The organism is Haloleucobacter ellipsoideus (assembly GCF_052491725.1).
In genome coordinates, this window is record NZ_JBQWAR010000016.1 from 106,129 (window position 1) to 119,407 (window position 13,279).

Annotated in this window: 11 protein-coding genes; 5 read left to right on the forward strand and 6 right to left on the reverse strand. The window is 61.2% G+C overall.

Annotated elements, in window-relative coordinates:
* Positions 1–81: 81 nt before the first annotated feature.
* The 3 genes from ACT6QG_RS04965 to ACT6QG_RS04975 all read right to left on the reverse strand — a co-directional run bounded on the left by ACT6QG_RS04965 (position 82) and on the right by ACT6QG_RS04975 (position 4,570).
* On the reverse strand, positions 82–2,499 hold the full coding sequence (locus ACT6QG_RS04965; protein WP_444976471.1) for a DUF3141 domain-containing protein: 2,418 nt from the start codon (positions 2,497–2,499) through the stop codon (positions 82–84).
* A gap of 578 nt (positions 2,500–3,077) precedes the next feature.
* Positions 3,078–3,509 carry a DUF6163 family protein gene (locus ACT6QG_RS04970; RefSeq protein ID WP_507237414.1) on the reverse strand — a complete coding sequence of 144 codons (432 nt, stop codon included), beginning with the start codon at positions 3,507–3,509 and terminating at the stop codon, positions 3,078–3,080.
* Positions 3,506–4,570, reverse strand: a complete 1,065-nt coding sequence (locus ACT6QG_RS04975; protein WP_444976473.1) for an enoyl-CoA hydratase/isomerase family protein — start codon at positions 4,568–4,570, stop codon at positions 3,506–3,508. The genes ACT6QG_RS04970 and ACT6QG_RS04975 overlap by 4 nt, the downstream gene beginning before the upstream one ends.
* A gap of 185 nt (positions 4,571–4,755) precedes the next feature.
* Between ACT6QG_RS04975 and rimO the strand changes: the two genes are divergently transcribed.
* Positions 4,756–6,108, forward strand: coding sequence for a 30S ribosomal protein S12 methylthiotransferase RimO (gene rimO, locus ACT6QG_RS04980; protein WP_444976474.1), 1,353 nt, complete (start codon positions 4,756–4,758; stop codon positions 6,106–6,108).
* A gap of 155 nt (positions 6,109–6,263) precedes the next feature.
* The gene (locus ACT6QG_RS04985; RefSeq protein ID WP_444976475.1) at positions 6,264–7,307 is read left to right on the forward strand and encodes an aldo/keto reductase; all 1,044 of its coding nucleotides are present in this window, start codon (positions 6,264–6,266) and stop codon (positions 7,305–7,307) included.
* A gap of 107 nt (positions 7,308–7,414) precedes the next feature.
* On the opposite strand, the gene rpoZ is transcribed toward ACT6QG_RS04985, so the two are convergent.
* Entirely contained in the window at positions 7,415–7,804 is a 390-nt protein-coding gene (gene rpoZ, locus ACT6QG_RS04990; protein ID WP_444976476.1) for a DNA-directed RNA polymerase subunit omega, read from the reverse strand.
* Between the two features lie 200 nt (positions 7,805–8,004).
* On the opposite strand from rpoZ, the gene ACT6QG_RS04995 reads away from it, so the two are divergent.
* The gene (locus tag ACT6QG_RS04995; RefSeq protein WP_444976477.1) at positions 8,005–8,619 is read left to right on the forward strand and encodes a LabA-like NYN domain-containing protein; all 615 of its coding nucleotides are present in this window, start codon (positions 8,005–8,007) and stop codon (positions 8,617–8,619) included.
* 5 nt (positions 8,620–8,624) lie between these two features.
* The gene (locus ACT6QG_RS05000; protein ID WP_444976478.1) at positions 8,625–9,281 is read left to right on the forward strand and encodes a uracil-DNA glycosylase; all 657 of its coding nucleotides are present in this window, start codon (positions 8,625–8,627) and stop codon (positions 9,279–9,281) included.
* Between the two features lie 38 nt (positions 9,282–9,319).
* Here the strand turns inward: ACT6QG_RS05000 and smpB are convergent, their stop codons facing one another.
* Both smpB and dapA read right to left on the reverse strand, forming a co-directional pair.
* Positions 9,320–9,796 carry an SsrA-binding protein SmpB gene (gene smpB / locus ACT6QG_RS05005; protein ID WP_444976479.1) on the reverse strand — a complete coding sequence of 159 codons (477 nt, stop codon included), beginning with the start codon at positions 9,794–9,796 and terminating at the stop codon, positions 9,320–9,322.
* A gap of 131 nt (positions 9,797–9,927) precedes the next feature.
* Complete coding sequence (gene dapA / locus ACT6QG_RS05010) at positions 9,928–10,827, reverse strand: 4-hydroxy-tetrahydrodipicolinate synthase (RefSeq protein ID WP_444976480.1); 900 nt, start codon at positions 10,825–10,827, stop codon at positions 9,928–9,930.
* Between the two features lie 298 nt (positions 10,828–11,125).
* Between dapA and ACT6QG_RS05015 the strand changes: the two genes are divergently transcribed.
* A complete protein-coding gene (locus ACT6QG_RS05015) occupies positions 11,126–13,252 on the forward strand; it encodes a lytic transglycosylase domain-containing protein (RefSeq protein WP_444976481.1) in 2,127 nt (708 codons plus the stop codon).
* The last annotated feature ends 27 nt before the right edge of the window (positions 13,253–13,279 follow it).

Below are 13,279 nucleotides of genomic sequence, written 5' to 3' on the forward strand. Positions count from 1 at the left end.
CTCCATGACTACACTTCCGCTGAAACGCAAACCGGCCCCGGAAGTGCCGGGGCCGGTCGCTGGCCTGAATGCCTTTTTGCCTTACTCGGCGGCGACTTCCACAGTCACGGCCTGAAGCGGATCTTCCGTGATATCCGTGGTGACCGGTCCCAGGCCCAGCACTTCACGGAAGCGCTGGATCATGGCCAGAGTGCGCGGCTCCATCTCATCCAGAGCGCCGGGCACATATTGCACCACCTCGACAGCCTTCAGGCGCTCTTCCTCGGTCTTCAGCATGTGCGGCAGTGCCGCAACAGCTTCCTCATGGGCATATTCCACGATCAGTGTCTGCTCATGAACGATCTGCGCCAGATGCTGGCTGGGCAGGGAGCTGAAAGGCTCATCCTGCGTCAGCACATGGGCGGAGCGCTCCAGCCGGTCGCGGCGCACCGTCTCACGGGCCCCCGCCAGCATGATGAGCATGCGGATCACCGCCTCGGCGAACCCGCCGGACCTGACATGCATCAGCGCCGTGCGAACCTCCGGCAGGCCGAGCAGTTCCGCCTTGCTCTTGCGGGTACGGTCGAAGCTGTAGTTCCGGCCGAACCAGTGCATGTAGGGCGTGGCATAGATGGAATAGAAGGTCATCTCATAGCAGGCATCGCGCACATCACGGACGATATCCATGGTCTGCTCGAAGGCATCCGCCATCAGCTTTTCCGCCAGCACGAAGGGATTGTCCTTCGCAACGGTCTTGCGATCCTCGTTCACCGAGCGGGTGATGCTCTCAAGGGGCGCCATGAACGGATTGCGGGAGGAAACCAGGGCACGCTGCAACCGCAACGGATGCATCATGCGGCCGATTTCAGCGCTGGCGCGGGTCACGCTGGCCTGCACGAAGGGACGCATGAACACGTCATAAAGCTCGGCCTGAAGTTCCGAGACATGCTGAACCGCCGCGAAGGGCACCTCATCCTCGCGCCCATCGGCATAGCCCGGCAGATCGCTCATCTTGCGCTCGGCGAAAGAGACGGTGAAGTGCTCATTCTCGCCCTCGCCATGAATCTCGTCGATCTTCATCTCATAAAGACCGGGCGCCAGCGCCTCGATGGTGCGCAGCGTGGAGGAAACCTCCGCATGCTCCCGCTTGGCGATGGAGGACGAGACGAAAATGCCGAGATGGCCGATCTTGTCATGCACCATATAGACGATACGCTGGCCGCGAATGCGGATTTCCGTTTCGTCGGCATAGGCATCCATGATCCAGTTGATAGCCTGCTTCACCGGCGTGATATTGTCGCCATGGCTGGCGAACACGATGATGGGTGAGCGGATCTGCTTCACATCCAGCACCCGGCCATGCTCAAGGCGGGCCTCGTTGCGCGCCAGCTTGTTGCCGACGAACAGCTCGCGGACGATCCACACGATCTCCGCCTCATTCAGCAGGAAGAAGCCGCCCCACCAGCGCTCGAACTCCAGAAAGCGCTCGCGCTCGCTGTCCACCTTCTCGAACAGGTCATAATATTTGCGGAACCAGGTACGGCCCGGGTTCAGCATCTCGAAATTCAGGACCAGCCAGGCGCCATCGAACACGCCATCGCCGATGTCAGACCAGAACATCGGCTGCATCTGGCCACCCAGCACACCGGCATTATAGCGCATGGGGTTGGCCCCCACATCACCGGACCATGTCTCAACCGGCGCGCCATTCAGTACCAGAGGACCGGTGATATCCGGGTTGGCGGCGCCCAGAATCAGGGTCGCCCAGCCGCCCTGGCAATTGCCGATAACCACAGGCTTGGAGGCATCAGGGTGCTGGTCCTGCACATAGCGGACGAAAGCGGCCTCGGCACGCCCGACATCGGCAAGGGTCTGCCCTGGCTCCGGCATCCGGCTGAAGCTGACGAAATAGACCGGATGGCCGTTCTTGAGCGCGACGCCGACCTGGCTGTCGGACTTGAAGCCGCCAATGCCCGCGCCATGGCCCGCCCGCGGATCAATGATGATATAGGGCCGCTTGGTATCCACCGTCTCCACGCCTTCCGGCGCGCGGATCTTCAGCAGGGAATAATTGCACGGACGCGGCAGGTCGCGGCCATTCATCACCACATCATAGTCATAGATGAGCACCGGCGGGCACCCGGCGGCCTCATGGGTGAAGAAGTTGTCACCGCGCTCGCGCAGAACATCGGCGGTGAGGAGGGCACGCTGGGTGCGATCCACCGCATAGCTCTGGAAATCCTTCATCACGGAGGAGAAGGAGTTGTTCTCCTTCGTGACCTCGGCCACCAGATTGGTCAGCTCATTGAAGGTCTGGCGCAGGCGCTGGCCATGGGTGGCGGAGATGCTGGAAAAATGGCGTCCCGTCGCACGCGAGATGAGATCGCCCATATTGGACAGCTCTGAAAGCTGCGCGGTCATGGCCATGGCGCGCTGGCGCATGGTCCACGCATTCCCGTCCGTCACCTTGGAGAGGAAGGGATTGTTACGGAAAGCCGACGGCTCGAGGTGCTTGGTCAATCGTTCCTCCTCAAAGGGCAGGACGCGGGGAAGGATTGCCCAGCTCCCCTCGTGAAATTCATTCCGGCGCATTTGCTGCAGCACGGTATAGAATATTCATGTTACATTACGATGGCGAGCACATAAATTTTGCAGAAAACGCGGATGGAAACTACAAAACGGCATCCAGATGCTGCGCCAATAATCCGTTGCATCGCAACATGTTGCCGTCAGAATTGCTGAATCGGGATGACACCCATGCCAGAAACGCAATTCGCAAATATTCATGTTCAATTACTTTGCCGTCTATATCCCGGGCATGGCAGGCTGGCCATTGCGAGCATGAAGAGTGCCAGCCGGAGCACTTGACGGATGGCTTCCGGCAAGGTCCATCACTCTTCAATCCCTTCTGCGAAAGTGTGGACCGCTCATGATTCTTCACAAATTTGCCGCCCGCCACTGGATCGTCGTGGCGATCATTCTCATCATCGCGACGCTGGCCTATCTGGGGTCCTGGTCCTGACAGGCCAGCACACCCCCTGAACGCAAACTGGCCCGCATCATGCGGGCCAGTTCTGTTTCAGGCTTGATCTTTCCGGTCAGTCTACCGGCGTCTCACGCAAGGTCCGCACATAAATGGCCCAGTAGATTCCGATCAGCACCACTTCCACCAGTGTCACGACCAGCAGCATGGCGCTCACGGGTGCCCAGATGGCCAGCACCAGTTGCGTGAAAATGGCGGCCATCCAGAAGAAGATCGCCCAGTTCGCCCGCAACCACAGACCCACAGCCGCGACAGGATTAACGATCGCCCCCCAGATGACAGCCCCTTGGGCGACCATGGGCAGCGTCTCGAAATAGGAGGGCGTGCCACTGCCAATGCCGATAACGGTACCCCAGCTCAAGACCCCCTGAAACATCAGGAAAACCGCGGCCCCCCGCAGAAACAGGAACAGCCGCTGTCTCCATGGTGTAAGCCGGGCCCAATGAGCCCGTGCGCTGGCGTCTATCGGGTCATAGTGGCTGGTCATGCGCCGGGAGCCAGAAGCTGGAGTTCTTCGGGAATGGGATCAAAATGGTGGGCGATGTCCGCCGGGTTCACATCTTCCAGACGTGCCGGCTTCCATTGCGGCTTGTTGTCCTTGTCCACGAGCACGGCGCGCACACCCTCATAGAAGTCATTGCCTGCCGCAACGCGGGAGACCATGCGCAGTTCCATCCGCATGCAATCATCCAGATTCTTCTGGGCGCCCTGCCGCATCTGCTCCATCACCAGCAGCAGGCTGGTGGGGGAAGCCGCGCGCATGGCCTTGAGGCAGGTGGCGGCAAATTCCGCATGGGCCCCGCCCGCGCCAGCCGCATCCTCCAGCCGGGAGAAAATGGCCGGCAGGCTCTTCTCGCCAAAGGTTTCGGCAATGAAATCAAGATGGGCCGCAAATGCGCCGTCACCCGGCACAATGCAGTGCTCGGCCAGCGCGGTTTCAACATCCATGCCCGAGCACAGCGCCTCTTCCAGCGCCGGGAAAGCCGCGGTGTGGGCCACATGGGTGGCCAGACCACAGGCATGGGCCTCGGCCGCATGTATACGCGTAGCCGTAAGCGCCAGGAACAGGCCGAACGCACCCGGCAGGCGCGGCAGGACATGGCTGCCGCCCACATCCGGGAACAGGCCGATATTCACTTCCGGCATGGCAAACATGTAGCGATCACCCGCCACCCTGTATTGCCCGTGTGCGGAAAGGCCGAAGCCCCCGCCCATGCAGATGCCGTCGATCAAAGAGATATAAGGCTTCGGGAAAGAGCCGATATAGGCATTGAGGACATATTCCTCACGCCAGAACTGCACGGCCTGATCCACATGGCCTGCCCGGCCCAGATCATGCAGGGCACGCACATCGCCACCCGCACAGAAGGCCCGCTCCCCTGCCCCCTTGATGATGACACGTGTCACCGCCGGGTCTTTCGCCCAGATCCTGAGCTGCGGCAGGATTTCCCGCACCATGTCGAGATTCAGAGCATTGAGCGCCTTGGGACGATTGAGCGTGATAACGCCCGCCTCACCTCTGGTTTCCAGCAGAACTTCCGGTTCCATGCCTTCCCCCTCTTTTGGCCGCATGGGTAGACGATACCCCGGCACAGGCAGGGTTAAAGGCGGGCGCATGCGCTGTCAAAGGTCACCCTGCCGCACAGTGGCAATGCGGTAAACAGGATTGACGGCAGGCCCGCTCTCCCTTAACGCCTGCCCTTTCCTCATTACATTTCAAAAGAAGTCGCCCCATGGCTGACACGATCGAAAGCCCTCTGGGCACGCACAAGCCCACGCCCCGCATCTCTTTTGTCTCACTCGGCTGCCCCAAGGCGCTGGTGGATAGCGAACGCATCGTGACTCGCCTGAGAGCGGAGGGATATGAGCTCACGCGCAAGCATGATGGCGCTGATCTCGTGATTGTGAACACTTGCGGCTTCCTCGACAGCGCCAAGGCCGAAAGCCTCTCCGCCATTGGCGAGGCGCTGGCGGAAAACGGCAAGGTGGTTGTCACCGGCTGCATGGGCGCGAACCCGGAAGAGATCACCGCCGCCCATCCCGGCGTGCTGGCCGTGACCGGCCCGCAGCAATATGAAAGCGTGCTGGCGGCCGTGCATGCCGCCGTACCGCCGGCGCATGATCCGTTTCTGGATCTGGTGCCCGAACAGGGCATCAAGCTCACCCCGCGCCACTATGCCTATCTGAAGATTTCCGAGGGCTGCTCCAACCGGTGCAGCTTCTGCATCATTCCGAACCTGCGCGGGGATCTGGTCTCGCGCCCGGCCAATGAGGTGCTGCGCGAGGCGGAAAAGCTGGTGAAGGCCGGGGTGAAGGAGCTGCTGGTCATCTCGCAGGATACGTCCGCCTATGGCGTGGACCTGCGCTACGCCCAGAGCATGTGGCAGGACAGGGAAGTCGCCGCCCGCTTCGTGGATCTTTCCGAGGCACTGGGTGAGCTGGGGGCATGGGTGCGCCTGCATTATGTCTATCCCTACCCGCATGTGGACGGCATCATGCGCCTGATGGCCGAGGGGAAGGTACTGCCCTATCTCGACCTGCCCCTTCAGCATGGCAGCCCCGGTGTGCTCAAGCGCATGAAGCGCCCGGCATCTCAGGAGAAGACCCTTGCCCGTATCAGGGCCTGGCGTGAGGCGGTGCCGAACCTGACCCTGCGCTCCACCTTCATTGTCGGTTTCCCCGGCGAGACAGAGGCCGAGTTCCAGGAACTGCTGGATTTCATTGAGGAAGCGCAGATCGAGCGCGCCGGCTGCTTCAAGTTCGAGCCGGTCTCGGGTGCGGCAGCCAATGCCTTGCCGGATGCGGTGCCGGAAGAGGTGAAGGCCGAGCGCTATGACCGCTTCATGCGCGCCCAGCAGCTTGTTTCCGCCCGTCTGCTGAAGAAGAAGGTCGGCACCCGCCAGCAGGTCATCATCGACAAGCTGGTGCCCGGTGGCGCCATTGGCCGCACCATGGGCGATGCGCCCGAGATTGATGGCACGGTGCGCGTATCCTCCCGTCGGCCGATGCGGATCGGGCAGATCGCCACGGTGAAGATCACCGCCTCGGATGCCTATGATCTGGCAGGGACGGCTGTCGGGGCGTGACATATGGCGGGGCGCAGGCCCCGCCGTCCCTTCTGTGCTACTGAAATACCATTGACCGTACGGTTCCGCTCCGGCGTGAACTGCTCTATGCTCCGCGCATTCTCCCACCAGCCCGTTGCCGGTCCCGTACCGGCCCACCAGCCCGGAGCATTTCCATGGATTACCGCCCCCTTGGGCGCACCGACATCAAGGTGTCGTCCATCACGCTTGGCACCATGACATTCGGCCAGCAGAACACGGAATCGGAAGGCCACGCCCAGCTTGATTATGCGCTGGAACGCGGCATCAACTTCATTGACACGGCAGAACTCTATTCCATTCCGCCGCGGCCGGAGACACAGGGCTCCACCGAGCGGATCATCGGCACCTGGCTGAAGGCGCGCGGCAACCGCGACAAGGTCATCCTGGCCACCAAGGTGGTGGGACGCACCCAGAACACATGGTATCGCGCGGATAAAAGCCCGGCGCGTCCTGATGCGGCCAATATCCGCGAGGCTGTCGAGGGCTCTCTCAAGCGCCTGCAGACGGATTATATCGATCTCTATCAGGTCCACTGGCCTGATCGTGATATCCCGCTGTTCGGCTCCACGGCCCCTTCCGAACGCGATGGGGCTCCGGAGGTTGCCATCGAGGAAACACTCGAGGCGCTGGGTGATCTGGTCAAGGCCGGCAAGGTTCGCCATATCGGCGTTTCCAATGAAACCTCATGGGGTCTTCACCGCTATCTGCTGGGCGCGGAGCGCGGCCTTGGTCCGCGTCTGGTCTCCAACCAGAACGCCTATAACCTCCTGAACCGCATCTATGAGACGGATCTGGCCGAATTCGCCATTCGTGAACAGGTGGGTCTGCTGGCCTATTCTCCCCTGGCGCAGGGCTATCTGACCGGGAAATATCAGCGCGGCGCACGCCCCGCCGGTGCACGCACAACCCTGTTCAATCGCGGACAGCGTTATGAGAAGCCCGGTGTCGAGGAGACGATTGACGCCTATCTGGCTCTGGCGCGCGAAGTGGGCTGGACACCGGTGCAGCTTGCCCAAGCTTTTGTGACGACGCGCCCATTCGTCACCACCAATATCATTGGCGCCACCAGCCTTGAGCAGCTCAGGGAAAATATTGATGCGGCCGAACTGGCCCTGCCCGCGGATATCGAGCAGAAGATCAACGCCCTGCATCAGCTCCACGGCAACCCCTGCCCCTGAGGCGATCTTCTGCCCCGGAGAAAAAGCCAAAGAAAAAGGCCGGGCATTCCACCCGGCCTTTTTCAGATCTCTCGCCATGGAGGCGGAAGTGATCCCGCCTGAAGGGCTCAGCCCTCGTCGTCGTCGCTGTGCTCCGGCGGCACAAGGCCCTGAAGGCCGGCCAGAAGCTCTTCCTCGGTCATGCGGTCGAAGACGACGTCCGCATCGTCCCCCGAGCCGCTGTCACCAGCCGCGACCAGAGGCACGGATTCAGGCTCCGGCTCATCCACTTCGGTATATTTCTGGAGCGAGTGGATCAGATCTTCCTTCAGATCCTCCGGGCTCACTGTCTCATCAGCAATCTCGCGCAGGGCAACAACGGGGTTCTTGTCATTGTCGCGATCAATGGTGATCTGCGACCCCGAAGAAATCATACGGGCGCGATGAGCAGCGAGCAGCACCAGTTCAAACCGGTTGTCTACCTTGTCGATACAATCTTCAACCGTGACGCGGGCCATAAGCTCGGCACTCCCTCATGCGCGTTTCGCGCTTGATCATAGCCTGGGAAGGTGCATGCGATACAACAATTCACGATTATGAGCAACCCTGCCCCGCTTTTCGCTTGCGTTGCCCTCTCCTTCGGCAGAGAAATGCCTTTGACAACGATATTACATTCGTTCCAGATTTGCCTTCAACCCGTTCCACCGGCGGACATTTTATGCACGGCATGGAAAAAATTGCTCTTCTGATTGATGGCGCCAATCTCTATTCGGCCACCAAGGCGCTCGGGTTTGACATTGATTACAAGAAGCTTCTGAAGGAATTTGAAGGGCGTGGCTATCTTGTGCGCGCCTTTTATTACACCACCCTGATTGAAGATCAGGAATACTCCTCCATCCGCCCGTTGCTCGACTGGCTCGACTATAATGGCTACAGCGTCGTCACCAAGACAGCACGCGAGTTCACCGATTTTCAGGGCCGCCGGCGGATCCGTGGAAACATGGACATTGAAATTGCCGTCGACGCCATGGAGCTGGCGGACCATGTGGACCACATCGTCCTGTTTTCCGGGGATGGTGATTTCCGCCGCCTTGTCGAAGCCGTGCAGCGCAAGGGCGTGCGCGTTTCCGTCGTCTCCACCATCTCCACGCAGACGCCGCTGATCGCGGATGACCTGCGCCGGCAGGCCGATGTTTTCATAGACCTTGTGGACCTTCAGTCCCGCATCGGGCGCGAGGCCCAGGAGCGGCATGGGCGGATGCAGGAGATGCCCCGCTTTCTGGAACGCCGCAGCGTTCAGGCGGCCTGCCCCGATGAAGACGAAGCCTCCTGATTCTGATGCCGACACAACAAGACACAGCCCTGACTCCAGACAGGAACTGCCCGCTCTGCCCGCGCCTTGCCGCCTTCCGGGATGAATGGCGGGTACAGGAGCCGGAATGGTTCAATGCGCCAGTGCCCACCTTCGGTCCGCAGGATGCGCGCCTGCTGATCGTGGGCCTTGCGCCCGGCGTGCGCGGAGCAAACCGCACCGGACGCCCCTTCACCGGGGATTATGCCGGCGACCTGCTTTACAGCACCCTGCTGCAGTTCGGCTTCGCCAGCGGAACCTATCGCGCCTCCCCCGATGATGGCTACACACTGAAGGACGCCCGCATCGTCAATGCCGTGCGTTGCGTGCCCCCGCAGAACAAGCCCACGCCTGCGGAAATCCGCACCTGCCGTCCATTCCTGAATTCGGAAATGGAAACCATGCCGCGGCTGCGTGCTGTGGTGACCCTGGGCAAGATCGCCCATGATTCCACTCTCGCGACCCTCGGCCTGCCCGCCTCACGGCTGAAGTTCGGGCATGGCGTGAGCGGTGATGTCGGCAGGCTGCGCCTGTTCGCGAGCTATCACTGCTCGCGCTACAATACCAATACGGGCAAGCTTACCACGGCAATGTTTCATGATGTCTTCGCGGCCGTGCGCCAGTATCTGGACGCGGCGCCATAGCGCCCTCTCCCGGTTGCACGGTGCGAAATACCCTGAAACTAGCCGCGATCCCTCAACAGACGGGCCTTGTCGCGCTGCCATGAGCGCTCTTTCAGAACCTCACGCTTGTCATGGGTCTTGCGACCCTTGGCAAGGGCCAGCTCAACCTTGGCCCGGCCGCGATCATTGAAATAGATCTTCAGCGGCACCACAGTCATGCCATCACGCTCCACCGCATTGGCGAGCTTGGCGATTTCCCGCTTGTGCAGCAGAAGCTTGCGCGGGCGGCGGGTTTCATGATTGAAGCGGTTGGCCTCAAGATATTCGGGGATATAGGCATTGAACAGCCACATCTCCCCGCCCTTCTGCGCGGCATAGCTCTCGCCAATCGTGGCCTTGCCCGTGCGCAGGCTCTTCACTTCCGTGCCGGTGAGCGAAACGCCCGCCTCTATGGCTTCCTTGATCTCATAATCGAAGCGCGCCCGGCGATTATCTGCGGCAATCCTGCGGGGGGCATCGTTTTTCTTGCTGCTCATGGTCTCGCATATTCTACCAATGGCGTCAGTTTGCAACCAATGCCGGGCCCCGCGGGAGGGGATAAGGGACACCCCTTCTGCATGCCCAGCCAAGGCAGGCCAAAGCCCGCCATGGCTGAAGCGATTCATGTTCAGTCAATCAGACCGGCATGCTTCATGGCAGCACGCACCGTTGCACGCGTCATGTCCGTGACCCGAACCAGCGGAAGGCGAACCTCCTCGCTCATCAGGCCGAGCAGGGAAAGGGCATACTTGGTCGGCGTCGGGTTGCTCTCGACAAACAGCGCCATGTGCAATGGCAAGAGCTTGTCCTGCAATTCCAGGGCCTTCGCATAATCGCCCTTCAGGCATGCATTCTGGAACTCCGCGCACAGACGCGGCGCCACATTGGAGGCGACAGAGATGCAGCCATGCCCGCCATGGGCCATGAAGCCCAGCGCCGTGGCATCCTCACCCGAGAACTGGATGAAGTCCGGCCCCATTGCCTGCCGTTGCAGCGAAATGCGGCTCATGGAAGCCGTGGCATCCTTCACGCCGACAATATTCGGAATCTGCGCCAGCCGCGTCATCGTCTCCACCGACATGTCGACTACCGACCGGCCGGGGATATTATAAATGAAGATGGGCAGATCCACCGCGTTGGCGATGGCCTTGAAATGCTGGAACAGCCCCTCCTGATTGGGCTTGTTGTAATAGGGCGTGACGATGAGAAGCGCATCCGCCCCCACCTTCTGCGCATGCTGGCTGAGCGAGATGGCTTCCAGCGTATTGTTGGAACCCGCCCCCGCGATCACCGGCACACGGCCGGCCGCCTGCTCCACCGCCCATTCCACCAGGAGGTTGTGCTCGTCATGGCTCACTGTCGGGCTCTCACCCGTGGTGCCCACCGGCACAAGCCCATGGGAACCTTCAGCGATCTGCCAGTCTACGAATTTGCGAAAAGCCTTTTCATCCAGCCCCCCATCGCGAAAGGGCGTGACAAGAGCCGTGAAGGAACCGCGGAAGGATGAAAGAGCCGTGATGGGCGACATGGAGAACGCCTTGAATTCTGGACATACAGGTTAAATCGGCACGATGAAGACAGTTTGCAACCAGCCGACGCGCATCGAAATGAAACGATGCTAAACGAAATCCATAACCTGTTGCGCGCCATCCGCAAAGACCTTCTCGCTCATGCCGTGCACAGCCCTGCTTTCGCCGCCTTCCTGAACCACCTTCATGCACGCAAAATATCTTCCGCGCACGAGTTTCCCAGGTCTTAATATTTCTTCAAGGCCAGTGGTTGAACATAGGGTCTCGTTAGAAAGTCCCTGAGTACGAGGAAGCGTCATGTCGCCATTTTCGAGCCTGATCTCCGCAAGCACCCTGGCGATCACTGTCGCCCTGGCGGGCGCGGCGTCCACAGCCTCGCTGGCGGCGCCGCTGCCCCCGTCCAAGCCGGATGCCGCCCATTCCAGCTCAAGGTCCGGCGGGACTCAGACAGTCAATCTCAATGCCCCGGCGCCGCGCCCGGCGCAGGCCGCACCAACCATCGGCAGCTCCTCCAATGTTTCGCGGGCTGATCTGGAGCGTCTGAAAGTCGCGGTGGATGCCGCACGGCGCTCCCGCGCGAGCGAGGCTCTTTCCGTTGCCGCCCAGATCCAGGATCCGGTCGCCCGCAAGCTCGTCTACTGGATGGTCATTCGCCAGTCCCCGAACGACTTCGGCTTCGACAATATCGCCGCCTTCATTCAGGAGAATCCCGGCTGGCCAACACAGTCCACCCTGCGCCGGCGGGCAGAGCGTGTTCTGTTTCAGGAAAACCGCAACCACAATCGCGCCCTGCAATTCTTTGCGCAGCAGCCGCCCCTGAGTGGAGAAGGCAAGGTCGCCCTCGCCCGTGCACTGGCGGCAAATGGCAACCGCTCTGATGCCGCCCAATGGGTGCGCGGCGCCTGGCGCGAGGACAATCTGAACGAGCGTTTCGAGAACACGATTCTCGAAGAGTTCGGCAATGTCATCACCCGTGCGGATCATAAGGCCCGGGCCGAACGCTTTACCTATGAAAAGGATTCGGCCACCGCCATGCGCGCGGCCTCCCGCGCCGGTTCCGATGTGGTCGCCCTCACCCGTGCGGGTCTGGCCGTCGCCAATCGCGATGATGATGCCAACAAATATATGAATGCCGTTCCCAGCTCCCTGCGGAACGATCCGGCCTATCTGTTTGCCCGCTCGCAGGTGCTGCGCCGCGCGGACAAGAACAGCGAGGCCGCGCGGGCACTGCTTGCGGGTGTCTCCACCGCCAATGCCCAACTCAGCCCGGATGCATGGTGGATGGAGCGCCGCTTTCTCTCCCGCAAGCTGCTGGAAGAAGGACAGGCGCGCGCAGCCTATCAGGTGGCCGCCACCGGTGTAACGCCGACATCTGACAACTACAGGGCCGAGCAGGAGTTCACCTCGGGCTGGATCGCGCTGCGGTTTCTGAATGATCCCCGCACGGCCGCCGCCCATTTCGCCCGTGTCGCCCATGGCCAGAAGAACCCCATCGCACTTGCCCGCGCCTATTACTGGCAGGGGCGCGCGGCAGAGGCTCAGGGCAGCAACATGCAGGCGCGCAACCACTACCAGAATGCCGCGAACTATTCCTGGACCTATTATGGCCAGCTCGCGCGCACCCGTCTTGGCGCCACCCCTGTCAGCCTGCGCAAGTCGCCTTCGGCCTCCTTCAGCGAGAAGCAGACATTCGCCCGCATGGAACCCGTGCAGGCCATTCGCATGCTCTACGCCATCGGCGATCGCACCACCCCGATGACCATCTATTATGATCTGGCGTGGCGGCTGGATAACCCGGCACATATCTCCCTGCTGTCAGAACTTGCCAAATCCAACAGCGACCCGCGCGGTGCGCTGGTTGCCGGCAAGGAGGGTGTTGCCATGGGGCATCCGGTGGAGCGCGATGCTTATCCCACCTTCGGCATTCCCCGCTACTCGCCAATCGGTGACAGGGTGGAAACCGCAGCGGTCTATGCCATCACCCGTCAGGAAAGCCAGTTCAATCCCTCCACGCTTTCCAGCGCCAATGCGATGGGGCTGATGCAGGTGACCCCGGCCGCCGGCCGTCAGGTCTCGCGCCTGACCGGTGTGCCCTACAATGAATCCAAGCTGCGCAGCGACCAGTCCTACAATGTGCAGTTTGGCGCGGCCGAGCTGGGCGAGCTCGTGCGCCTCTATGACAACAATTACGTGCTCGCCTTCGCCGCCTACAATGCCGGCCGCGGCAATGTGCGTCGCTGGATCGAGCGCTTCGGTGATCCACGCGACCCGCAGGTTGATGTGGTTGACTGGGTGGAGCTGATCCCCTTCTCTGAAACCCGCAATTATGTCCAGCGGGTGATGGAGAACTATCAGTCCTACAAGGTGCTGTTTGACAGCCCCAACCGCCTGCGCATGGAAGCTGACATGCGCGGCTCGCGTTGAGCACGTGAATAGCGGTGCAGGAAGGAG

Coding starts and splice junctions, on each gene's coding strand:
- rpoZ (WP_444976476.1), bottom strand. CDS start 7,804: ATGGCCCGCGTCACGGTTGAAGATTGTATCGACAAGGTAGACAACCGG.
- ACT6QG_RS04975 (WP_444976473.1), bottom strand. CDS start 4,570: ATGGAACCGGAAGTTCTGCTGGAAACCAGAGGTGAGGCGGGCGTTATC.
- smpB (WP_444976479.1), bottom strand. CDS start 9,796: ATGAGCAGCAAGAAAAACGATGCCCCCCGCAGGATTGCCGCAGATAAT.
- ACT6QG_RS04970 (WP_507237414.1), bottom strand. CDS start 3,509: ATGACCAGCCACTATGACCCGATAGACGCCAGCGCACGGGCTCATTGG.
- rimO (WP_444976474.1), top strand. CDS start 4,756: ATGGCTGACACGATCGAAAGCCCTCTGGGCACGCACAAGCCCACGCCC.
- ACT6QG_RS05015 (WP_444976481.1), top strand. CDS start 11,126: ATGTCGCCATTTTCGAGCCTGATCTCCGCAAGCACCCTGGCGATCACT.
- ACT6QG_RS05000 (WP_444976478.1), top strand. CDS start 8,625: ATGCCGACACAACAAGACACAGCCCTGACTCCAGACAGGAACTGCCCG.
- ACT6QG_RS04985 (WP_444976475.1), top strand. CDS start 6,264: ATGGATTACCGCCCCCTTGGGCGCACCGACATCAAGGTGTCGTCCATC.
- dapA (WP_444976480.1), bottom strand. CDS start 10,827: ATGTCGCCCATCACGGCTCTTTCATCCTTCCGCGGTTCCTTCACGGCT.
- ACT6QG_RS04995 (WP_444976477.1), top strand. CDS start 8,005: ATGCACGGCATGGAAAAAATTGCTCTTCTGATTGATGGCGCCAATCTC.